The organism is Lysobacter solisilvae (assembly GCF_016613535.2).
In the GTDB taxonomy this organism is placed as follows: domain Bacteria; phylum Pseudomonadota; class Gammaproteobacteria; order Xanthomonadales; family Xanthomonadaceae; genus Agrilutibacter; species Agrilutibacter solisilvae.
This window is the reverse complement of record NZ_CP071518.1, coordinates 1407661-1427576: the sequence shown is the minus strand read 5'-3', so window position 1 is coordinate 1427576 and position 19916 is coordinate 1407661. Positions and strand designations below refer to the sequence as shown.

18 protein-coding genes and 1 pseudogene are annotated in these 19916 nt (G+C 69.4%); 14 read left to right on the top strand and 5 right to left on the bottom strand.

The window, feature by feature from the left end:
- Positions 1-55: 55 nt before the first annotated feature.
- The 7 genes from cutA to I8J32_RS06285 all read left to right on the top strand — a co-directional run bounded on the left by cutA (position 56) and on the right by I8J32_RS06285 (position 7084).
- On the top strand, positions 56-394 hold the full coding sequence (gene cutA / locus I8J32_RS06315; protein ID WP_207526829.1) for a divalent-cation tolerance protein CutA: 339 nt from the start codon (positions 56-58) through the stop codon (positions 392-394).
- Positions 394-2883: a protein-disulfide reductase DsbD gene (gene dsbD, locus I8J32_RS06310; RefSeq protein WP_207526828.1), complete on the top strand. Its 2490-nt coding sequence runs from the start codon at positions 394-396 to the stop codon at positions 2881-2883. Before cutA ends, dsbD begins: the two co-directional genes overlap by 1 nt.
- A 10-nt stretch (positions 2884-2893) precedes the next feature.
- Positions 2894-3487, top strand: a complete 594-nt coding sequence (locus tag I8J32_RS06305) for a TlpA family protein disulfide reductase (protein ID WP_200616118.1) — start codon at positions 2894-2896, stop codon at positions 3485-3487.
- Between the two features lie 137 nt (positions 3488-3624).
- A complete protein-coding gene (gene aroQ, locus I8J32_RS06300) occupies positions 3625-4101 on the top strand; it encodes a type II 3-dehydroquinate dehydratase (protein ID WP_200616120.1) in 477 nt (158 codons plus the stop codon).
- Positions 4102-4182: 81 nt separating this feature from the next.
- Positions 4183-4656, top strand: a complete 474-nt coding sequence (gene accB / locus I8J32_RS06295) for an acetyl-CoA carboxylase biotin carboxyl carrier protein (RefSeq protein ID WP_200616121.1) — start codon at positions 4183-4185, stop codon at positions 4654-4656.
- Between the two features lie 93 nt (positions 4657-4749).
- A complete protein-coding gene (accC, locus tag I8J32_RS06290; protein WP_200616122.1) occupies positions 4750-6117 on the top strand; it encodes an acetyl-CoA carboxylase biotin carboxylase subunit in 1368 nt (455 codons plus the stop codon).
- 265 nt (positions 6118-6382) lie between these two features.
- Positions 6383-7084, top strand: a complete 702-nt coding sequence (locus I8J32_RS06285) for a hypothetical protein (protein ID WP_200616124.1) — start codon at positions 6383-6385, stop codon at positions 7082-7084.
- 35 nt (positions 7085-7119) lie between these two features.
- On the opposite strand, the gene I8J32_RS06280 is transcribed toward I8J32_RS06285, so the two are convergent.
- Positions 7120-7779: a hypothetical protein gene (locus I8J32_RS06280; RefSeq protein ID WP_200616125.1), complete on the bottom strand. Its 660-nt coding sequence runs from the start codon at positions 7777-7779 to the stop codon at positions 7120-7122.
- Positions 7780-7859: 80 nt separating this feature from the next.
- Here I8J32_RS06280 and prmA point away from each other — a divergent pair, with 80 nt between their 5' ends.
- The 6 genes and pseudogenes from prmA to I8J32_RS06250 all read left to right on the top strand — a co-directional run bounded on the left by prmA (position 7860) and on the right by I8J32_RS06250 (position 14522).
- Entirely contained in the window at positions 7860-8783 is a 924-nt protein-coding gene (prmA, locus tag I8J32_RS06275) for a 50S ribosomal protein L11 methyltransferase (protein WP_200616126.1), read from the top strand.
- A gap of 31 nt (positions 8784-8814) precedes the next feature.
- Complete coding sequence (locus I8J32_RS06270; protein WP_200616128.1) at positions 8815-9555, top strand: zinc-ribbon and DUF3426 domain-containing protein; 741 nt, start codon at positions 8815-8817, stop codon at positions 9553-9555.
- Positions 9556-9712: 157 nt separating this feature from the next.
- Positions 9713-9985, top strand: coding sequence for a DNA-binding transcriptional regulator Fis (gene fis / locus I8J32_RS06265; protein WP_200616129.1), 273 nt, complete (start codon positions 9713-9715; stop codon positions 9983-9985).
- A gap of 305 nt (positions 9986-10290) precedes the next feature.
- Positions 10291-11862, top strand: a complete 1572-nt coding sequence (gene purH, locus I8J32_RS06260) for a bifunctional phosphoribosylaminoimidazolecarboxamide formyltransferase/IMP cyclohydrolase (RefSeq protein WP_200616131.1) — start codon at positions 10291-10293, stop codon at positions 11860-11862.
- Between the two features lie 344 nt (positions 11863-12206).
- Positions 12207-13500, top strand: a pseudogene (gene purD, locus I8J32_RS06255) (phosphoribosylamine--glycine ligase).
- A 275-nt stretch (positions 13501-13775) separates the two neighbouring features.
- Complete coding sequence (locus tag I8J32_RS06250; protein WP_200616133.1) at positions 13776-14522, top strand: Crp/Fnr family transcriptional regulator; 747 nt, start codon at positions 13776-13778, stop codon at positions 14520-14522.
- Here the strand turns inward: I8J32_RS06250 and I8J32_RS06245 are convergent.
- The 4 genes from I8J32_RS06245 to I8J32_RS06230 form a co-directional block, all read right to left on the bottom strand.
- Positions 14485-14685 carry a hypothetical protein gene (locus I8J32_RS06245; RefSeq protein ID WP_207526827.1) on the bottom strand — a complete coding sequence of 67 codons (201 nt, stop codon included), beginning with the start codon at positions 14683-14685 and terminating at the stop codon, positions 14485-14487. The two genes, I8J32_RS06250 and I8J32_RS06245, sit on opposite strands and share 38 nt — an antisense overlap.
- A gap of 173 nt (positions 14686-14858) precedes the next feature.
- The gene (locus I8J32_RS06240; RefSeq protein WP_245156435.1) at positions 14859-15719 is read right to left on the bottom strand and encodes a pseudouridine synthase; all 861 of its coding nucleotides are present in this window, start codon (positions 15717-15719) and stop codon (positions 14859-14861) included.
- Positions 15720-16180: 461 nt separating this feature from the next.
- Positions 16181-17398, bottom strand: coding sequence for a c-type cytochrome (locus tag I8J32_RS06235; RefSeq protein ID WP_200616138.1), 1218 nt, complete (start codon positions 17396-17398; stop codon positions 16181-16183).
- Between the two features lie 245 nt (positions 17399-17643).
- A complete protein-coding gene (locus I8J32_RS06230) occupies positions 17644-17934 on the bottom strand; it encodes a hypothetical protein (RefSeq protein ID WP_200616139.1) in 291 nt (96 codons plus the stop codon).
- A gap of 312 nt (positions 17935-18246) precedes the next feature.
- Between I8J32_RS06230 and I8J32_RS06225 the strand changes: the two genes are divergently transcribed.
- Entirely contained in the window at positions 18247-19860 is a 1614-nt protein-coding gene (locus I8J32_RS06225; RefSeq protein ID WP_207526826.1) for a diguanylate cyclase domain-containing protein, read from the top strand.
- Positions 19861-19916 lie beyond the last annotated feature (56 nt).

Genomic DNA, 19916 nt, shown 5'->3' with positions numbered 1-19916 from the left:
GGTCACGATGGCCACGTCGGGTCGCCCCCGGACCATCCCCGTACAATTGCAACCCATGACCGTCCTGCTCGCCTGCAGCACCTGCCCCGACGCCGAAACCGCGGCCGCGATCGCACGGACGCTGGTCGAGGAAGGCCTGGCGGCCTGCGTCAACCAGCTGCCCGGCGTGGCATCCACCTACCGCTGGCAGGGCGCGGTCGAAACCGCCAGCGAAGTACTTCTGCTGATCAAGACCACGGGCGAACGTATGGAGGCGCTGACCGCGCGCCTGCGCCAGCTGCATCCGTATGAACTGCCGGAGCTGGTCGCGGTCGAAGTGCGCGCCGGCCTGCCCGATTACCTGGCGTGGGTGGCGGCGCAGACCTCCCCCCGCGACGACGACACCTTGACCTGATGCCTGTTTCCTCCACCTCCGGCCGGCGCCTGTCCGCCGCTTTCGCCTTCGTCCTCAGCGCCTGCAGCCTGCTGCTGCCGACGCCGGCGCGCGCGGGTAGCTGCACCGATGACCAGGACCTGATGGCGGTCGAGGAGGCCTTCGTCCTGCAGGCCAGCGCTCCGTCCGATGGAGCGATCCGGCTGGCCTGGAAGGTCGCGCCCGGCTGCTATCTGTATCGCCACCAGATCAAGGTGCAGGCCGAGAAGGGATTCGACGCACAGGCGCTGCAGCTGCCGGCCGGCGAAGTGCACCAGGACGAGTTTTTCGGGCGGGTGGAGACCTACCGCAACGAACTGGTCGCGATGCTGCCCGGCAAGGCCACCGGCGCGACCGCCACCCTGCGCGTGCGCTACCAGGGCTGCGCCGATGCCGGCATCTGCTATCCGCCGCAGACCCGCACCCTGACCGTCCCACTCGCCGGCGCGGCCGCGGCGGCGGATTCGCCTGCATTCCCCAACCTGTTCGGCCGCGCGTCGGGCCCGCCCGTGGGCCGCGGCCTGCTGCCGCCCGCCGGGCCCGGAGCGGTGGACGCCGCGCCCCTGCCCCCCGAGCAGGCCTTCGGATTCGAAGCCATCGTCGGCGACGGCAACACGCTCCTGCTTCGCTTCAGTCCCGCGCCCGGCTACTACCTGTATCGCGACAAGACCTCGCTGAAGCTCGACGCCGCCGCGGCGAAGGCGGGCATCACGGCGGGGCGCGCGCCCTGGCCGCGCGGCGCGGCGCACCGCGACGAACATTTCGGCCAGGTGGTCGTGTACTTCCAGCCGATCGAGCTGCCGCTCCCCCTGGTGCGCACCGGCACTGGCGCCGCGCGGGTCACGCTGACCGCGAATTTCGAGGGTTGCCAGACCGACGGGATCTGCTACCCGCCGATGACGCGCACGGTGGCACTGTCGCTGCCGGCGGGCACGCTGACGGCCGCCGCGGGGTCGGCGGCCGCCGAGCTGCCGGGCGGCACCGCGTCTGTCGAGAGCACGTCTGTAGAGAGCACGTCTGTAGAAGGCACGCCCGTCGACGGCACCTCCGGCAGCGGCACGTCGATCGCCGCGACCACGCCGTCGGCCGCGTCTGCGTCGACAACCAGCGCCGCTCCGAACGCCGGCGGTCAAATGTCATCACCGGCCGAGGCCCCGCCCGCCCTGGCCGAAGACAGCCGCCTGGCCGCCGAACTGGCAGGCAAGCATCCGCTATGGACGCTGCTGGTGTTCTTCGCGATGGGCCTGGGCCTGTCGTTCACGCCCTGCGTGTACCCGATGATCCCGATCCTGTCGGGCCTGATCGCCGGCCACGGCCCCGGGCTCGGCGCCGGTCGCGCGCTCGCGATGTCCTTCGTGTACGTGCTTGCCAATGCGCTGGTGTTCACCGCGGCCGGGGTCATCGCCGGTCTGCTGGGCGCCAACCTGCAGGTGATCTTCCAGAAGCCCTGGGTGATCGTGCTGTTCGCGGCGCTGTTCGCCGCCTTGGCGATGTCCAGTTTCGGCCTGTACGAACTGCAGATGCCCAACGCCCTGCGGGCACGCCTGGGCGAGGTGAGCGATCGCCAGCGCGGCGGCTCCTGGCTGGGCGTGGCCACGATGGGCGCGCTGTCGGCCCTGATCGTCGGCCCCTGCGTCGCGCCGCCGCTGGCGGCCGCCGTGCTCTATATCGGCCAGACCCAGGACCCGGTGCTGGGCGGCGCGGCGCTGCTGCTGCTGGGGTTGGGCATGGGCGTCCCGCTGCTGTTCTTCGGCGTCGCCGTCGGCAAGGGCATGCCCACCAGCGGCCCGTGGATGGTGGCCGTGCAGCGCGTGTTCGGCTTCGTCTTCCTCGGTGTGGCGGTGTGGATGCTGTCGCGGATCCTGCCCGGCGCGATTTCGCTCGCCCTGTGGGGCGCCCTGCTGCTGGGCGCCGCGGCGATGCTGGGGCTGATGGTGGCGCGTCCCGGCGCACGCGACGGCGCGCGCACGGTCGGCTGGGTGGTGGTGGCGATGCTCGCCATTGCCGGCACCGCGCAGTTCGCCGGCGCGCTGGCCGGCAGCCACGACCCGCTGCAACCGCTGGCGGGACTCAAGCGCGGCTCGGCGCCGCCGCGGGCGCTGGCGTTCACCCCGATCAAGTCCAGTGCCGACCTCGACCGCGAACTGGCCCAGGCCGCAGCGGTGGGCCAGCCGGTCCTGCTCGACTTCTATGCCGACTGGTGCGTCGCCTGCAAGGAAATGGAGCGCGACACCTTCCCGGTGCCGGCCGTGCGCGACGCGCTCGCCGGATTCCGCCTGCTCAAGGCCGATGTCACCGCCAACGACGCCACCGACCAGGCCTTGATGAAGCGGCTGGGCATCCACGGCCCGCCCGCGACGCTGTACTTCGTCGAGGGTCGCGAACGGCGGGAGCTGCGGCTGTTCGGCTTCGAACCGGCGGACAAGTTCGTCGAACGTGCCGGCCGCGTCAGCGGAGCAGCACCTCCGTGACGCCGGCACGATGAAGCCGACGGTGAAGGTGTTGCTGGTCGCGGTCGCAGCCGGCGTCCTGGGGGCTGCGGCGGGCCTGTGGTTCAACGGCCCCGGGCCCCTGCTGCGCAGCGAACTCGGCCAGCGGGCGCTCCACGAAGTCCTCGAGGCCTCCGCGCCCGCCCCACCGGCGGGGGTGCCGGTGGCCGAACGCGGCGGGCTCGTGCCGTCTTTCTCCCTGCCCGACCTGGCCGGCCGCAACGTCAGCGTGCCCGCCGCATGGTCCGGCCGGCCGGTGCTGGTGAATCTCTGGGCCAGCTGGTGCGGCCCCTGCATCCGGGAGATGCCGGAGCTGGACCGCTTCGCCACCCGCCAGGGCGCCACCGGCGTGCAGGTGATCGGCATCGCGCTGGATGAGCGCGAGGCCGTCCTGCGCTTCCTCGAGTCCACGCCCGTGGGCTACCCGATCCTGCTGGACACCCCCGGGCCCGGCGACGCCGGCGTCCGCCTGGGCAACCCCAGCGGCGTGCTTCCCTACACCGCGCTGATCGACGCGCGGGGCCGGCTGGTGAAGGAGAAGATTGGCCCGTTCGAGGCCGGCGAAGTCGAGGCCTGGCTGGACTGAACGGCCGGCAATTTAGAGCGGCCGCTCCAACAACTGTGTAATTCCTCCCAACTTCGCCGATACGGCGCCGAACGTCTGGACACCGGTTCCGCCATGGGCGACACTGCCGGCCTTCCGCGCTTTCGGCCCTGGTGGCAATGGCACAGCTCCTGGTCCTGCATGGCCCGAACCTCAACCTGCTCGGCACACGCGAGCCGGGGGTCTATGGCCACGCGACGCTCGAGCAGATCGATGCCCAGCTGCAGGTGCAGGCGACGCAGGCCGGACATGCGCTGTCCTCGTTCCAGAGCAACGCCGAGAGCGCGCTGGTCGAACGCATCCAGGCCGCCCGCGAGGACGGCACCGCCTTCATCGTGATCAATCCGGCGGCCTACACGCACACCAGCGTGGCCATCCGCGATGCCCTGGCGGCGGTCGCGCTGCCTTTCATCGAAGTGCACCTGTCCAATCCGCACGCCCGCGAACCGTTCCGGCACACCAGCTTCGTCAGCGACCTCGCCGTCGGCGTGATCGCCGGATTCGGCGCCGACAGTTACCGCTACGCGCTCGACGCCGCACTGGCCCGCCTCGCAAGGGCGCCGTCCCTCCCTTCCGCGTCTCCACCGGCAGCCTGAAGCCGGCTGCGGCGCTCGCGCCGCCCGGCTGCCCGCCCGCCTTTTTTCGCCAACCGTTTTCCTTTTAGCCAGAGGCCCACCATGGACCTGCGCAAGATCAAGAAGCTCATCGACCTGCTGGAAGAGTCCAACCTCGCCGAAATCGAGATCAAGGAAGGCGAAGAGTCCGTCCGCCTGGCCCGCACGCCCAAGGGCACGATGGTCGCCCAGCCGATGATGCAGGCCGCCCCGGTGGCCGCACCGGCGCCGGTGATGCCCATGGCCGGTCCGACCGAGGCGGCCAGCGGTGGCTCGCCCAAGGCGGCCTCGGACCTGCCGCCGGGCCACGTCGTGCGTGCGCCGATGGTCGGTACGTTCTACGCATCCCCGGCACCGGACAAGCCGGCCTTCGTCACCGTCGGCCAGTCGGTCAAGGCCGGCGAGACCCTGGGCATCATCGAGGCCATGAAGATGTTCAACCCGATCGAGGCCGATGTCGCCGGCACGGTCGTCAAGGTCCTGGTCGAGACCGGGCAGCCGATCGAGTTCGATCAGCCGCTGTTTGTCATCGGGTGAACGGCGCAGGGAGCGGCGCTCAGGGCACACCACCCTGTCCCCGTGTCATTTCCCTGTATCCCCGTTTCCCGTTCCCGCCTTTGAGAACACCCCATGCTCGATAAAGTCGTCATCGCCAACCGCGGCGAAATCGCGCTGCGCATCCTGCGCGCGTGCCACGCGTTGGGCATCCGGACGGTCGCGGTGCATTCCACCGTCGACCGCAACCTCAAGCACGTCGCCATGGCCGACGAATCGGTGTGCATCGGCCCCGCGCCGTCCACCGACAGCTACCTCAACATGGCGCAGATCATCGCCGCCGCCGAGGTCACCGACGCGCAGGCCATCCACCCGGGCTACGGCTTCCTGTCCGAAAACGCGGACTTCGCCGAGCGCGTGGAGCAGTCCGGCTTCATCTTCATCGGCCCCAAGGCCGACACCATCCGCCTGATGGGCGACAAGGTCGAGGCGATCAAGGCCATGCAGGCCGCGGGCGTGCCCTGCGTGCCCGGCAGCGGCGGCCCGCTGGGCGACGACGCGGCGACCAACATCAAGATCGCGCGCGAGATCGGCTACCCGGTCATCGTCAAGGCCGCCGGCGGCGGCGGCGGCCGCGGCATGCGCGTGGTGCATACCGAAGCGCACCTCAACGCCGCGGTCCAGACCACCAAGACCGAAGCCAAGGCGGCCTTCGGCAACGACATGGTCTACATGGAGAAGTTCCTGGAGAATCCGCGCCACGTGGAGATCCAGGTGCTCGCCGACGGCCAGGGCGGCGCGATCCACCTGGGCGAGCGTGACTGCTCCATGCAGCGCCGCCACCAGAAGGTCGTCGAGGAAGCGCCGGCGCCGGGCATCACCCTTGAGCAGCGCGCGGAGATTGGCCGCGTGTGCGTGGAAGCATGCATCCGCATCGGCTACCGCGGCGCCGGCACGTTCGAGTTCCTCTACGAGGACGGCCGCTTCTATTTCATCGAGATGAACACCCGCATCCAGGTGGAGCACCCGGTCACCGAACTGGTCACCGGCATCGACCTGGTGCGCGAGCAGCTCAACATCGCCGCGGGCCACAAGCTGTCGATCAAGCAGAGCGACATCGTGCTGGAAGGCCACGCGATCGAATGCCGCATCAATGCCGAGGACCCCGACACCTTCATGCCGTGTCCGGGCCTGATCCAGCACTTCCACGCCCCGGGCGGCCCGGGCGTGCGCGTGGACAGCCACATCTACGAAGGCTACCGCGTGCCGCCGAACTACGATTCGATGATCGGCAAGCTGATCGTGCATGGCCCCGACCGCGAGACCGCGATCGCGCGCATGCGCGTGGCGCTCAGCGAGATGGTGGTGGACGGCATCAAGACCAACATCCCGCTGCAGCAGCGGATCCTGGCCGACATCGGTTTCCAGCAGGGTGGGCAGAACATCCATTACCTGGAAAAGCGGTTGAAGGAACAGAAGGAAAAGTCGATCTCGATGGCGTAAGCCACGTCGGGATGCGTTGCCACTTGCCCCGCGGATGCGGGGCAAGTCGTTTGTGGGGGGCGAGCTACCGGAATCCGCAAGCGCGGACTGGAGCGCCGCCACCTCTCGTGCCGCGATCGAGGCCGATACCCGCCAGTCGCCGCCGCCTTGCAGAGCCCAGGTGGACGCGAGGTCCCGCGGGCTTGTCCGCCGGCGTACGCCTGGTGTGCAGGCCGCGAAGCCGTGCGCTACCTTTGCGCCACGGTCACCGACCGCAGGGGATTCCATGTCCGACGCCTCGCCCGCGCGCCTGCGCCGCGCCGCCAAAACGCAGCTGGACACCACCGTGGTGGGCATCGAACTCACCCTGATCAGCATCATCCAGGGCCTGGCGCTGGGCGTGCTGGCCGCGAGCGCCGTCAAGCCGATCGTGCAGCTGCAGTGGGACGCGTGGCCTTACGTGCTCACCGGCCTGCTGGTGATCCTGATCTTCTGGTCGCGTTCGCTGATCCACACGCTGTCGTTCATCGGCTGGCCGCTCGAGTTCGGCCACACCTTCCTCTACTTCGGCGCGACCCTGATCGAAGCCGCCGCGCTGACCCAGGTCGGCGACCCGCGCGCGTGGTTCGGCCTCAACGCGCTTTATGCCGCCGCCGTCTGGGGCCTGTACGCCTGGGACCTGCGCGTGGTGCGGCGCCAGGCGGCCGACTTCGCCACGCCCGCCGAACGCGCGCTGCTGGACGACATCCTGCGGGACCAGCGCCTCAACATCGTCTGGATGATGCCGCTGGCCGTGGCGTTCCAGGGTCTGGCCTGGTGGTGCGTGCACGCGCATCCGGACGTGTTCCTGGCCGGCCGCTGGCACCTGTTGCTGATCGCACTGACGCTCGCCTTCAGCCTCAACTACCTCCACGACGGCGTGCGCCTGTTGCGCCGCCGGCAGGCGTGGATCGTCGAACGCCACGCACAGGAACGCGGCGAGGACTAGTCAGGGATTGCGCGGCCTGGGACCTGCGTGGCGAGCTACGCGCGCCTGGCCGTCGACACCGCGGTCCACACCCAGCGACCTGCGCGGAATTCGAAGAAGAAGACGATCGCTTCGGCCGGCGCGGTCCGGAACGGCGCATACCACACGCGCACGCGGTCGTCGGCCAGCACCTCCCACAGGGACACGCCCGGCTGGCCCAGCATCAGGCCCACGTAGGAGACGGTGGCGTTCGTGCGTGGGTCGCGATACTGCAGGCCCGGTTCCCAGTCGCCCAGTTCGGGCTTGCCCGTGTATCGCATGTGGCCGCTGCCGAACGGCTCGGCCGCGTCGTCGCCGAGGCTGGCGACGGCCACCTCGCCGGCGTCGCCGGTGCGCGCGCACAGCACGCGGTCGAACAGCGCCAGCAGATCATCCTGCGCCGCCAGTCCCAGGCGCCAGGTCAGCATCGACCCGACCAGCGAATGCGCGCCCTCGCAGTGGCGCCCCTTCACCAGCGGCCCCCTGGGCGTCTGTTCCACGCCGGTCTTCTGCGCGCCGAACAACTGCTGGCCCATGGCCTGGGGCGCGAACGGCCGGCGATCGACCTGTGCAGACGCCGGCAGCGCCAGCAGGCCGGCCACCAGGCACAGCAGGATCCGCGCCCGCAGCCGCCGACTGTGCGGCCGCCTGCGTGCTGCGGTGAATCGGTCGATCATCGGATCCCCCCCGGGATATCCAGCGAAACGCCACTGGAAGCGGGATGGGATAATGACCGCCTTTCCCCGCGGTAGCCGTGATGCCCTTCTTGGAATTGACTCTGCCCTGCACCCTCGCCCAGCAGCCGCGCTTCGAGCGCGCGCTCGAGGATGTCGGCGCCCTGGCCGTGACCCTGGCCGATGCGCATGCCGACGCCGCCGATGAACAGGCCATCTTCGAACCAGGCGTGGGCGAAACACCGCTATGGGACGAACTGTCGCTCACCGCCCTGTTCCCCCACGACACCGATGCGCTGGTCCTGCTGGCCGCACTGGAGGCCTTCGACGCGGACCTGGACTGGACTCGCGCCGGATTCCGCAAAGTCGAGGACCAGGACTGGGAGCGCGCATGGATGGACCAGTACGAGCCGCTGCGCTTCGGCGAGCACACCTGGATCGTGCCCTGGAGCCACGAACTGCCCGCGGACGCCGACACGCCACAAGCGGCCGTCGTCCGGCTCGACCCCGGCCTGGCGTTCGGCTCGGGGACGCATCCCACCACCGCATTGTGCCTGCAGTGGCTCGACGGCCTGGCCCGCGATGGCCGCCTGGCGGGCGCGCGCGTGCTCGATTTCGGTTGCGGCAGCGGCATCCTCGCGTTGGCCGCACTGAAGCTGGGCGCCGCGCACGCGGTCGGCGTCGACAACGATCCGCAGGCCATCATCGCCACCCGGGACAACGCCCAGCGCAATGGCGTCGAAGAACGCCTGTCGGTGTACCTGCCCGCCGACGAGCCGGTGGCCGCCTATCCCGTCGTCGTGGCCAACATCCTGGCTACGGCGCTGATCGCACTGGCCGACACGCTGGCCGCGCGCGTGGCCCCCGGCGGCCTGCTGGCGATGTCGGGCATCCTGGCCGGCCAGCAGGACGATGTGATGGCGCGCTATGCCGGCCAGTTCGAGGACCTGCGCGCAGATTCGTTCGACGACTGGATGCGGGTGACGGGCCGGCGCCGGGCCGGCTGACCGCCGCACACCGGGCATGGTTGAATAGGCCATGTTCGTCACCTGCCCGCATTGCGGTTTCCTCGTCGCCTCGCAAAACGGTGGCAGCCTGCGCTGCCCGCGCTGCGGTGCCCTGATCGACCCGCGGACGGCCAAGCCTTTCGAGGCACCGGCCGACGCAGTGGCGCCCGTGCCCGTGCGGGCGGACGCGCCGGACGCCGGCGAAACCACGCCCGCACCGACCGCACCCCCGGCGCCTGCCGCGCTGCACTCGGCGCGCGCACGTCGTGCACCCAGCTTCGTGCCACGACGCGCGCCTTCGCCACTGCAACTGCGCGACTGGCGCATGTGGGCGGCGATCGCCGCGCTGCTGCTGTTGCTGCTGCTGCAGAGCGTGTTGTCCCAGCGAGACCAGCTGGCCGCCGACGCACGCTGGCGCCCGCTCGTCAGCGGCCTGTGCGGCGTGCTGCAGTGCGAGGTGCCGGCCTGGCGCGAGCCGGCCGCCTTCACGATGCTCCAGCGCAGCGTGCAGCCGCGCCGCGACGCGCGCGGCGTGCTCAGCGTCTCGGCCAGCTTCCGCAACGACGCGCGCTGGCCGCAGCCGTGGCCGACTCTGCTGCTCACGCTGTCGGACATGGAAGGCCGCCAGGTCGGCCTGCGCGCCTTTGAACCTGCCGATTACCGGCGCGGCGCGACCGACAGCCCCATCGCCCCCGGGCAGAGCGCGACGATCCAGCTCGAGGTGGTCGAACCCGCGCGCCCGGTGGTCGCCTTCACCTTCGATTTCCGGTAAGCCCGGGCCCGCCGGCCACACGCCGGGCGGGCGCGCAACCCCGACCTTGGTCGCGTTGTTGATTGCGACCTGCCCGCGCTAGACTCCCCGTCCCGTCGGCGGCGACTGGCAAGGATGGCCCGCCCGCTTCGACGGATGTTTTAACGGGGGAGTCCGCTTGAACGCCGCAGCCGACCGCAACGATCCACGCAGCCGCGCGCGTCCGCCGCTGCGCGACCACGTCGCCACTTCGGTCCGCCGCTATCTGGGCGACCTCAACGGCAGCGGCACCGAGAATCTCTACGAGATCGCGCTGCGCGAACTGGAAATCCCGCTGTTCGTGGAAGTGCTGCGCCACTGCGAAGGCAACCAGAGCCGCGCCGCGGCGATGCTCGGCATCCACCGCGCGACGCTGCGCAAGAAGCTGCGCGAGTACGGTCTGGATGGCTGAAAAGCAGGAGTGAGTGATCAGGAGTGAGAAACGAGGGCGGCGTCTGCGGGCCCTCTGGATTTCTCCTCCTCCTGCCGTTCGTCATGAGGCCGGAGCGAGGCCTTCCGTGTGGAGTGACCGGCCCCGTGGTGGGGCGCCGGCGACGACTTCGCAGACATTGCGCACCAGCCGTCGCCGCGGGCCCCCTCCGGGCCCGCCCAGCACTCATTTCTCACTCCTGATCACTCACTCCTGCCTTTCCTGGCCCCAAGGCCAGCCGGGCCGCGGCGGCTATAATTCCGCTCCTCCCCCCGCCGTCCCTCCCCATGACCGCTGACCGCCTGCCCGTCCGCCGGGCACTGCTTTCCGTTTCCGACAAGACCGGCCTGGTCGACCTGGCCCGCGCATTGGCCGCGCAGGGCGTCGAACTGCTCTCCACCGGCGGTACCGCCAAGGCGATCCGCGACGCGGGCCTGGCCGTGCGGGACGTCAGCGACGTGACCGGCTTCCCCGAAATGATGGATGGCCGCGTCAAGACCCTGCACCCGATCGTCCACGGCGGCCTGCTCGGCCGCGCCGGTGTCGATGACGAGGTGATGGCGCAGCACGGCATCGGCGCGATCGACCTGCTGGTGCTCAATCTCTATCCGTTCGAACGGGTGTCGGCGAACCCCGACAGTTCGATGGACGAGATCGTCGAGAACATCGACATCGGCGGCCCCGCCATGCTGCGTTCGGCCGCGAAGAACTTCGCCCGCGTCGCCGTGGCCACCGACCCGGCCCAGTACGCGGGACTCACCGACGAACTCCAGGCCCACGGCGGCACGCTGTCGGCGCGCACGCGCTTCGCCCTGGCGGTCGCCGCCTTCAACCGCGTCGCCCAGTACGACGCCTGCATCAGCGACTACCTGTCCGCCATTGCCGAAGACGGCCAGCGTGCATTGTTCCCGGCGCAGCAGAACAGCAACTTCGTCAAGGTGATGGACCTGCGCTACGGCGAGAATCCCCACCAGCACGGCGCCTTCTATCGCGACCTGTATCCGGTGCCTGGCACGCTGGCGACGTTCACCCAGCTGCAGGGCAAGGAGCTGTCGTTCAACAACCTGGCCGACGCCGACGCCGCCTGGGAATGCGTGCGCCAGTTCGAGCGGCCGGCCTGCGTGATCGTCAAGCACGCCAATCCCTGCGGCGTGGCCGAGGGCGAGGGTTGCGCCGATACCTACGAAGCGGCCTACGCCACCGATCCCACGTCGGCCTTCGGCGGCATCATCGCCTTCAACCGGCCCCTCGACGCCGCGACAGCGAAGACCATCCTGGACCGCCAGTTCGTCGAGGTGCTGATCGCGCCGGACTACGATGAAGGCGCGCTCGACTACGCCAGGAAGAAGGCCAACGTGCGCGTGCTGCGCATTCCGCACGGCGAGGGCCGCAACAACTTCGACATCAAGCGCGTCGGTTCGGGCCTGCTGATGCAGACCAGCGACATCCGCGAGGTGGGTCGCGGCGAGCTCAAGGTGGTGACGAAGATCGCCCCGACGGCCGAACAGATGGACGACCTGCTCTTCGCCTGGCGCGTGGCGAAGTTCGTCAAGTCCAATGCCATCGTGTACGTCAAGGACCGGCGCACGGTCGGCGTCGGCGCCGGGCAGATGAGCCGCGTGGTGTCTGCGAAGATCGCCGCGCTCAAGGCCGAGGAAGCCGGGCTGGCCGTGCCGGGGTCGGTGCTGGCGTCCGACGCGTTCTTCCCGTTCCGCGACGGCATCGACGCCGCCGCGGCCGCCGGCATCAAGGCGGTGATCCAGCCCGGCGGCTCGATGCGCGACGCGGAAGTGATCGCGGCGGCGGACGAGCACGGCATCGCCATGGTGTTCACGGGCGTCCGGCATTTCCGGCACTAGGCTTGTACCCGGAAGCGGCGCCTGCCTGCTTCCCCGGCAGAAGGTGGCGCCAGGCAGCCGATGAGGTTCTGGCGGCCCGCACCCTCCACCTTTGCCGTTGAATCAGGCGAGGGTGCGGATTTTCAGGGTGTCGGGTTTTCAGGATGCGGGTTCAGGGTGCGGCCTCGGGGTGCGACCCGGCCTTCGCGATGGATGACCGCGACCGCTGCGTGCGAGGGTCGAGCCCGCCCCCTCCCGGATCGGAGGCCTTGGGATACGGGGCCTTAAAATACGGATGGCCGGATGGCCCGGCTCCGTTCAACGCGCTCCCCGGAGCGACACACGTAACGTAAGGAGCGCGCAGCATGAAAGTCCTCGTCATCGGTTCCGGCGGTCGCGAACACGCATTGGCGTGGAAGCTCGCGCAATCCCCACGCGTGAGCGAAGTGCTGATCGCCCCGGGTAACGCCGGCACCGCCTTCGAGGGCCGCTGCCGCAACGTCGCGGTGAACGCGTCCGATATCGATGGCCTGCTCGAACTGGCCAGGAAGGAAGGCGTTGCCGTCACCGTCGTCGGCCCGGAGGGCCCGCTGGTGGCCGGCGTCGTCGACCGCTTCCGCGAGGCCGGCCTGCGCATCTTCGGCCCGACCGCGCGCGCCGCGCAGCTGGAAGGCAGCAAGGCCTACGCCAAGGACTTCCTCGCCCGCCATGGCATTCCCACCGCGCATTACGCCGTGCACACGCACATGGACGAGGCGCTGGAATACGTCCGTTCCGTCGGCGCGCCGATCGTGATCAAGGCCGACGGCCTGGCCGCCGGCAAGGGCGTCATCGTGGCGATGACCCTGGCCGAGGCCGAAGCCGCCATCACCGATATGCTCGGCGAATACGCCTTCGGCGCCGCCGGCGCGCGCGTGGTGATCGAGGAATTCCTCGACGGCGAGGAAGCCAGCTTCATTTCCATGGTCGATGGCGCCACCGCGCTGCCGATGGCCACCTCGCAGGACCACAAGCGTGTCGGCGACGGCGACACCGGCCCGAACACCGGCGGCATGGGCGCCTACTCGCCGGCGCCGGTCGTGACCGCGGCCGTGCACGACCGCGTCATGCGGGAGGTCGTCAACCCCACCGTGCAGGGCATGGCGAAGGACGGCATCCCCTTCACCGGCTTCCTGTACGCGGGCCTGATGATCGACAAGTCGGGCGCGCCCAAGGTCATCGAGTTCAACGTCCGCTTCGGCGATCCGGAAACCCAGCCGGTGATGCTGCGCCTGGGAGTCGGACCTGCTCGACCTGGTCGAAGCCGCGCTGGACGCGCGCCTGCACGAGACCACCGCGCAATGGACGCGCCAGGCCAGCCTGGGTGTCGTCATGGCTGCCGAGAACTATCCCGGTACGCCACGGACGGGCGACGTCATCAACACCATCGATGCACCGGAACTGGAAGACACGAAGGTCTTCCACGCCGGCACGACGCTGGAGGGCGAGCACGCCATCACCAGCGGCGGCCGCGTGCTGTGCGTGTGCGCGCTGGGCGACACCGTCGCGCAGGCGCAACGCAAGGCCTATGAAGCAGTGGCCGGCATCTCCTGGCATGGCGAGTTCCACCGCCATGACATCGGCTGGCGTGCCATCGAACGCGAGACCGCGACAGCCTGAAGCGCCGGCCCGCAGCGCGGGCCGCGTCCGCCCTGCCGGCGCCAACGCGCGCATCTGCTTCATGCGGGCCGCGTGTTCCTTGCATTCGTCGCGCATAGCGCGCACCGTGGTTTTAGGCATCCTCGCCTTTGGCCCGTTGGTGGCCATGCGGACTGCGGCGACCCTCTGATTGCCGCACGATGGTGCGGACGCATCGATCGCCAAGTGCGCTCCCGTACATACGCCCCCTTGCACTGGCCGTGAGAATGCACGGCTGATCGGGGGCGGCTGCATCCATGAACAGAACTTCGTCACTGGCACTGGGCAACGAGCTGCTGGAGCGCCTCCCGGCGGATGTCTGCGCGCGCCTGCGTCATGACCTGCAGGAGGTCGAGCTGCCGGTCGGCAAGGTGTTGTACGAGTCCTATGCCAGGCAGCACAGCATGTTCTTCCCACGCAGCGGGATCGTGTCGCTGCTGTTCGTGCTGCAGAACGGCGACACCAGCGAGATCGCGATGGTGGGCCGGGAAGGCGTGGTCGGCATGTCGCTGATCGTCGACAGCCAGAGCACACCCAGCCGCGCCGTCGTGCAGGTGGCCGGCGAAGCCCTGATGCTGCCCGGCGAAGCGGTCGAACGCGAGTTCGGGCGCAACGGCAGGTTCCATTTCGCCGTGCTCCGCTATGGCCAGGCCCTGCTCGCGCAGATGGCGCAGACCGGCGTCTGCAACCGGCACCACACCGTCGAACGTCAACTCTGCCGTTGGCTGCTGATGAGCCTTGACCGGCTGGGCCCGGTGGACCTGAAGATGACCCAGGAGCAGATCGCCCACCTGCTGGGCGTGCGTCGCGGAGGCATTACCGAGGCGGCGAAGAAACTGCAGACCGATGGCGTGATCGACTACAGCCGGGGCACGATCCGGGTTATCACCGCGACGAACTGCTCGCCCGAACCTGCGAGTGCTACGGCGTGGTCAGCAGCGAGTACCAGCGACTGCTGGGCAGCGGCTAGGCGCTTTCGGACGCGACCGAACGCAGGTCCGTGAGACGCAGGCGTCCCTGCCGGGTCAGTGCCCAGTGGGCCTTGTCTCCCCACAGCAGCTCTTCAGCCAGCAGCGCCCTCCAATCGCAGCCGTCGGGGAGTCCCTGACCCCGCTCGACCGCATCGAGGTAGGTCATGAGCATCAGATCGGCGTTGGAAAGCGTCACGTACTGCCGCCAATTCTTGTGTTCGGGACCGCGCATTAGCAGGCTACGCCTTTGGCGTTATTGCCGGGCGAAGGTGGTTTTCCCGCGATTCCTGGGGCTGCCGTCGAGCGGCGCCCGGCCCGATGACGCACTGCGGGTTTCGCATCGGAGCCCGAGGTCCACGCGCTGGACGCCTAAAGCGATCTGGCGCTCTCGAACGACCGCGATTGCCCCGTGAGCGGATCGGCAAAGGACAGCGACCGCGCCAGCAGCTTCAAGGGCCGCGACGCGTCATCGGCCCCCGAGGGGTCCTCCAGCTGCGGATAGAGGCGATCGTTCGCAATCGGCGCCCCGAGCGCGGCCATGTGCACGCGCAACTGGTGCTTGCGCCCGGTGACGGGCTCCAGCGCGTAGCGCCACCACGCGCCCGCGCGTTCGAGCACGTCCATGCGCGTGGCGCTGTTGGCGACGCCTTCGACCTCGCGCATGCGGAAGAACGGCACGCCCGTTTCCAGCCGCGACTCATGCACGCGCGGAAACACGAGGTCCGGCAGCGCGGGGGCAATGGCCTCATATCCCTTGCGGATGCTCCGCTCGCGGAACATCGACTGGTACGCGCCGCGCGTGGCCGGGTTGGCCGAAAACAGCACCAGCCCGGCGGTGTCCCGGTCAATGCGATGCAGCGGTACCAGGTCCGGATTGTCCAGGCGCCGCACCAGGCGCGCCAGCAGAGTTTCCCGCACGAAACCCCCGGCCGGCGTCACCGGCAGGAAGTGCGGCTTGTCGGCGACCACCAGGTGCGCGTCGACGTGGAGCACGGTCTCCTGGAACGGAATCACCGGCTCGTCGATGACCTCGCGGAAGTAGCGGATGCCGGCGCCCAGGCGGTAGGGCGCGCTGGCCGCCAGCGGGGCGCCCTGCGCGTCCTGCACCCGGCCGCGCGCGAAACGGTCGAGCCAGACGTCGCGGCTGATCGCCGGGAAGCGGTCGCACAGGCAGTCGAGCACGGTGAGCCACGGGCCCGGGGGAAGCTGGAGGTGGCTGGGCGCTTGCATGGTGCCTGGCGATGGATTCGGCATCTGCGGGTCGGTCCATTGAACCAGAAGCGGTTGTCGACAGTCGCTCCATTCCGCGCCGGAGGATATGGCGCGATATGCCCGGGCATATGGACCCATCGCTTCCGAGGGTTCCGGAATCGCTTCGGAGATATGCCGCGATATGTCCGGCCATATGGACCCATCGCTTCGGAGGGTTCCGGAAACCCTTCGGAGATATGCCGCGATATGTCCGGGCATATGGACCCATCGCTTCGGAGGGTTCCGGAATCGCTTCGGAGATATGCCGCGATATGTCCGGGCATATGGACCCATCGCTGCGGAGGGTTCCGGAATCGCTTCGGAGATATGCCGCGATATGTCCGGGCATATGGACCCATCGCTTCGGAGGGTTCCAGAATCGCTTCGGAGATATGCCGCGATATGTCCGGACATATGGCAACGCGAGGAACGGCCTTGTCCTACAGCGTCTTCAGGTACTCCACCACGTCCCGTCGCTGCGCCTGGCTCAGGCCGAGCGCGCGAACCTGGTCGTAATGCGCCACCACGTCCTCCAGCGTCGCCGCGCTGCCGTCGTGGAAATACGGCGGGTGCTGCCATAGCCCGCGCAGCGGCGTGGTGCGGTAGGCCTTGTTGACGGTGCGCGCGGCATAGGCGCCATCCATGCCGGTCTCGGCCGGCGCGTGCAGCTTGCCGCCGTTGTTGTCCGAGCCGCTGGCGCCGACGTGGCAGCTGATGCAGTGCTGGCCGAACACCGCGCGGCCGCGGGTCGCCGCGATCTTGTCGAAGCTGCCGGCCGGCGGCGCCGGCGCGCGCAGGCTGAGCTGGTAGGCGCGCAGCGCGGGCAGCTTCGGCGTGACCAGGTCGGGGGTATGGGTGACGTTGATGCCCAGCCGCGGGTCGGCGAAGTTGCCCTGGCCGCCCATCTGGGTCACCGCGACATACGCGTTCCAGTAGGAGATCGGCGCGTCGCCGGTGTAAGTCTCGTTCCTGATGTGTTTCAGCCCGTGGGCGGGTGGCAGCACCAGCGGCGTGTTGAGGCCATCGATGTTGTAGCGCGGGTCGTACTTGCCCGGGCCCCAGCCGTTGTAGACCGCCTTCTTGGCCCGCGGCAACGCCGGCGACAGCGCGATGATGCGGCCGACATCGAGGTCGCGGTTGGGCCAGCCGTCCTTGCGATGTCCGATGCCGGGCATGACCGAGTCGTCGACGGTGGAATGGCACAGCGCGCAGGTGACGCCGAGTTTGGTGATGTGGTTGTCCGCATCGACGGTGGCCTGCAGGCCGACGACCGCCTTCAACTTCAGCATTGCGACGGTGGTGGCCGGGCTGGTGAGGTCGGCAGTGTCGAGAATCCCCGGCGGCAACGCATCGGCATCGACTTTCAGGCCGACGCTCAGTGCCGTGGTCGGGTCCACGCTGTGCTCCACCACGGTGTGCAGCTGCAGCTGGTCGGTCCACAGCTTCTCGTCGCCGAAGGTGTCGAAACGGAAGATGCGCTGCCCCTGCGCGATCATGGCCGGACTCAGGCCACCGGCGTGGGACTCGGCCCGGACGCCTCGCAAGGTCTGCACCGCAAATCCCGCCCCCACCAGGATTGCGACCAGGAACGCGGCAATGGTCGCCACCAGGCGCCGGTATTCGGTGGCGTCCATCGGTTCGTGATCTCGGGTGGTCATCGATTGCCCCGGCAGCGCGTCGCTGAAGCTCGCCATGGGAGGGCGGGCCGCGATGGAGACGCGACTTCGCAGCCACGCGCAGTATCGACGGAACACAGTGATGCAGCGATGATGCGGGGCGAATCAGCCGCGGACAGCCGGTGTGACGCTCCCATCACCTGCAGCGACATGGTGGCCGGCTGCTTTCTGTCATCGAAAGAAGAGCCCCGCATGCGCGGGGCCTTTTACCAATACGCTGCGCGCAGTCAGTGGACCGTATCCGCACCGCCCGTGTCTTCGGGCGCCGGTTGCAGGCTCACCTCGAGCTCTTCCAGGTCACTGATCGCCGATTCGACGGCGTCGTAGAACTCCGACTGCCTTGTCATCAGGTCTTCGATGGTCTGGGTCTTCTTCAGCTTCTTGAGCTCGCCGTCGAACATCAGCCACTGGGTGGTCAGCAACTCGACGTTGTTCTTGGAGTAGTGGCGCATCTCCTTGAGCTGGGTCACGGTGTCGTGCACGTGGTCGAGCGGGGTCTTGGCGGTTTCCTCGGACATGGGGGCCTCCTTGGGGGCGCTCGGCGGGGTTGCCGCTGTCCAGCCCACCGTAGCGGCGCGTTCGCCTACGGGATGTGGAGAAGCTGGCGGACGTGTTGACGCTGCGTTCACACTTGCAGGGCGTGGATAGGGCGGCCATGCGGGCGTGGCGGGCGGAGCGAGGGACGGTCGGGCGCAGATCGCACGGGGGCGACCACGCGCGGCCGGGGCGGCATCGACGCAATGGCTCGGAGGATCAGCGTGGACCGGAACCGTCGGTCGGGTGAGGCCAACGACGCCGGTGGCGGCGGCACGGGCACTCGTCGGCCCGCGATGAACAGCAATGTCCAGCCGGCCGCCATGCCACTGGCCCTTCCCGCGGCGACGTCGCTTCGCACGACGCTGATCCGGCGCCTCGCGTTGGCCGCGCTGGTACCGATCGCACTGCTGGGCGTGGGCGAGCTGGCATCGGGTTACCGCACCGAGCGCCGCGCGCTGACTGAGCAGCTGGCCATGTCGACCGTGCTGTCGGCATCGGCGGTCGATGACTTCGTCCGCGCACATCTGTCGTCGGTGAACCTGCTGGCATCCACCTCACGCGTGGGCGAGGACTGGGCGCCGGAACTTCGCCGCCTGCGCGAACAGTACCCCGCGATGGCTTCGGCGCTGGTCACCGACGCGCGAGGCAACGTACTGCTGTCCGATCCGGCCTCCTCCCGACGCTTCCGCCGCGTGGACGACCGGCAGTACTTCCGGATCCCGGCGGCCACCGGCCAGTCGCACGTGTCCGATGGCTTTGTCGGCCGCGTGCTGGGCACCGATCCCCTGATCGCGGTGTCCGCGCCGCTGTTCGTCGACGGTCGCTTCGCGGGCGTGCTGCAGGGCTCGATTCGCGTGGACGCCTTCACCCGGCTGCGATCGGCGGCCTTGCGGTTGCGGGGTTTCGAAATGATGGTCCTCGACCGCCAGCGCCGGGTCGTGCATGCCAGCGCCGGCCTGCCCTACCGCTTTGAACAGAACCTGCGCGACCCCATGTTCCTGCGCGGCGCGCAGCCCGCGGCCGGGGTCGTCACCGGGCGCGCGAAACGGGTGCTCGGTGACGGCGGCGACGCGTTCTTCGCACGTGCCGGCACGCGCAGTGGATGGACCGTGGTGCTCTTCGCGCCCGAATCGGTGCTGTACCAGTCGCTGGCCCGGCGGCTGGCGGTGTTCCTGGGCATGCTGCTGGTGGCGGCGCTGGGCACCTGGGTCGTCGTGCAGCTGCAGATGCGGCGATTCGCGGAGATCCTCGACACGTTCCTGGCGGTGCTGCAGGGCATGACGACACGGCAACCGGTCGCGCTGCTGCGGATGCGTGACATGCCGCTGGAATTGCAGCCGCTGGCGCAGTCGATCGATGAACTGGCCAGCCGGCTGGACATCGCGCACTACAACAACCAGGAACTGGACCGGCTCAACCGCACCGACGCGCTCACCGGCGTGCTCAACCGCCGCGGATTCGAGGAACACCTGGCGCAGCGCGTGGACGCCCAGCACGGCGTGACCCGCGTTCCCGTGGCGGCGCTGGCCTTCGACATCGACCATTTCAAGGCCTACAACGACCGCTATGGGCACCTGGCTGGAGACAGCGCGCTGCGCCGGGTGGCGTCGGCCGTGAGCGGTTGCCTGCGTGGCAGCGAGGACGTGCTGGCGCGCATGGGCGGCGAGGAGTTCATGGCGATGCTGGACGAGGCCGATGTGCACACGGCCTGCCAGGTGGCCGAGCGCGCGCGCCAGGCCGTTTCGGCACTGGGGATTCCGCACGGGGATGCGCCCACCGGCGTGCTGACCGTCAGCGTCGGCGTGTACGTGGCCGCGTCGGGCACGCGTCCGCTGGTGCTGGTGCAGCTGGCCGACCAGGCGCTGTACCGGGCCAAGCGCGACGGGCGCAACCGGGTGGGGCTGTAGCGTTTCGCAGCCGGTCGACTGCGGCCGGACACGCGTACCGCGCATTCGGATTCCGC

Bases quoted from the DNA above. Each gene is read 5' to 3' on its own strand.
- purH (WP_200616131.1), top strand. From the start codon at position 10,291: ATGACCGCTGACCGCCTGCCCGTCCGCCGGGCACTGCTTTCCGTTTCC.
- aroQ (WP_200616120.1), top strand. From the start codon at position 3,625: ATGGCACAGCTCCTGGTCCTGCATGGCCCGAACCTCAACCTGCTCGGC.
- cutA (WP_207526829.1), top strand. From the start codon at position 56: ATGACCGTCCTGCTCGCCTGCAGCACCTGCCCCGACGCCGAAACCGCG.
- I8J32_RS06250 (WP_200616133.1), top strand. From the start codon at position 13,776: ATGAACAGAACTTCGTCACTGGCACTGGGCAACGAGCTGCTGGAGCGC.
- I8J32_RS06270 (WP_200616128.1), top strand. From the start codon at position 8,815: ATGTTCGTCACCTGCCCGCATTGCGGTTTCCTCGTCGCCTCGCAAAAC.
- prmA (WP_200616126.1), top strand. From the start codon at position 7,860: ATGCCCTTCTTGGAATTGACTCTGCCCTGCACCCTCGCCCAGCAGCCG.
- I8J32_RS06280 (WP_200616125.1), bottom strand. From the start codon at position 7,779: ATGATCGACCGATTCACCGCAGCACGCAGGCGGCCGCACAGTCGGCGG.
- accC (WP_200616122.1), top strand. From the start codon at position 4,750: ATGCTCGATAAAGTCGTCATCGCCAACCGCGGCGAAATCGCGCTGCGC.
- I8J32_RS06235 (WP_200616138.1), bottom strand. From the start codon at position 17,398: ATGACCACCCGAGATCACGAACCGATGGACGCCACCGAATACCGGCGC.
- I8J32_RS06305 (WP_200616118.1), top strand. From the start codon at position 2,894: ATGAAGCCGACGGTGAAGGTGTTGCTGGTCGCGGTCGCAGCCGGCGTC.
- I8J32_RS06285 (WP_200616124.1), top strand. From the start codon at position 6,383: ATGTCCGACGCCTCGCCCGCGCGCCTGCGCCGCGCCGCCAAAACGCAG.
- I8J32_RS06230 (WP_200616139.1), bottom strand. From the start codon at position 17,934: ATGTCCGAGGAAACCGCCAAGACCCCGCTCGACCACGTGCACGACACC.
- dsbD (WP_207526828.1), top strand. From the start codon at position 394: ATGCCTGTTTCCTCCACCTCCGGCCGGCGCCTGTCCGCCGCTTTCGCC.
- accB (WP_200616121.1), top strand. From the start codon at position 4,183: ATGGACCTGCGCAAGATCAAGAAGCTCATCGACCTGCTGGAAGAGTCC.
- I8J32_RS06225 (WP_207526826.1), top strand. From the start codon at position 18,247: ATGAACAGCAATGTCCAGCCGGCCGCCATGCCACTGGCCCTTCCCGCG.
- I8J32_RS06240 (WP_245156435.1), bottom strand. From the start codon at position 15,719: ATGCAAGCGCCCAGCCACCTCCAGCTTCCCCCGGGCCCGTGGCTCACC.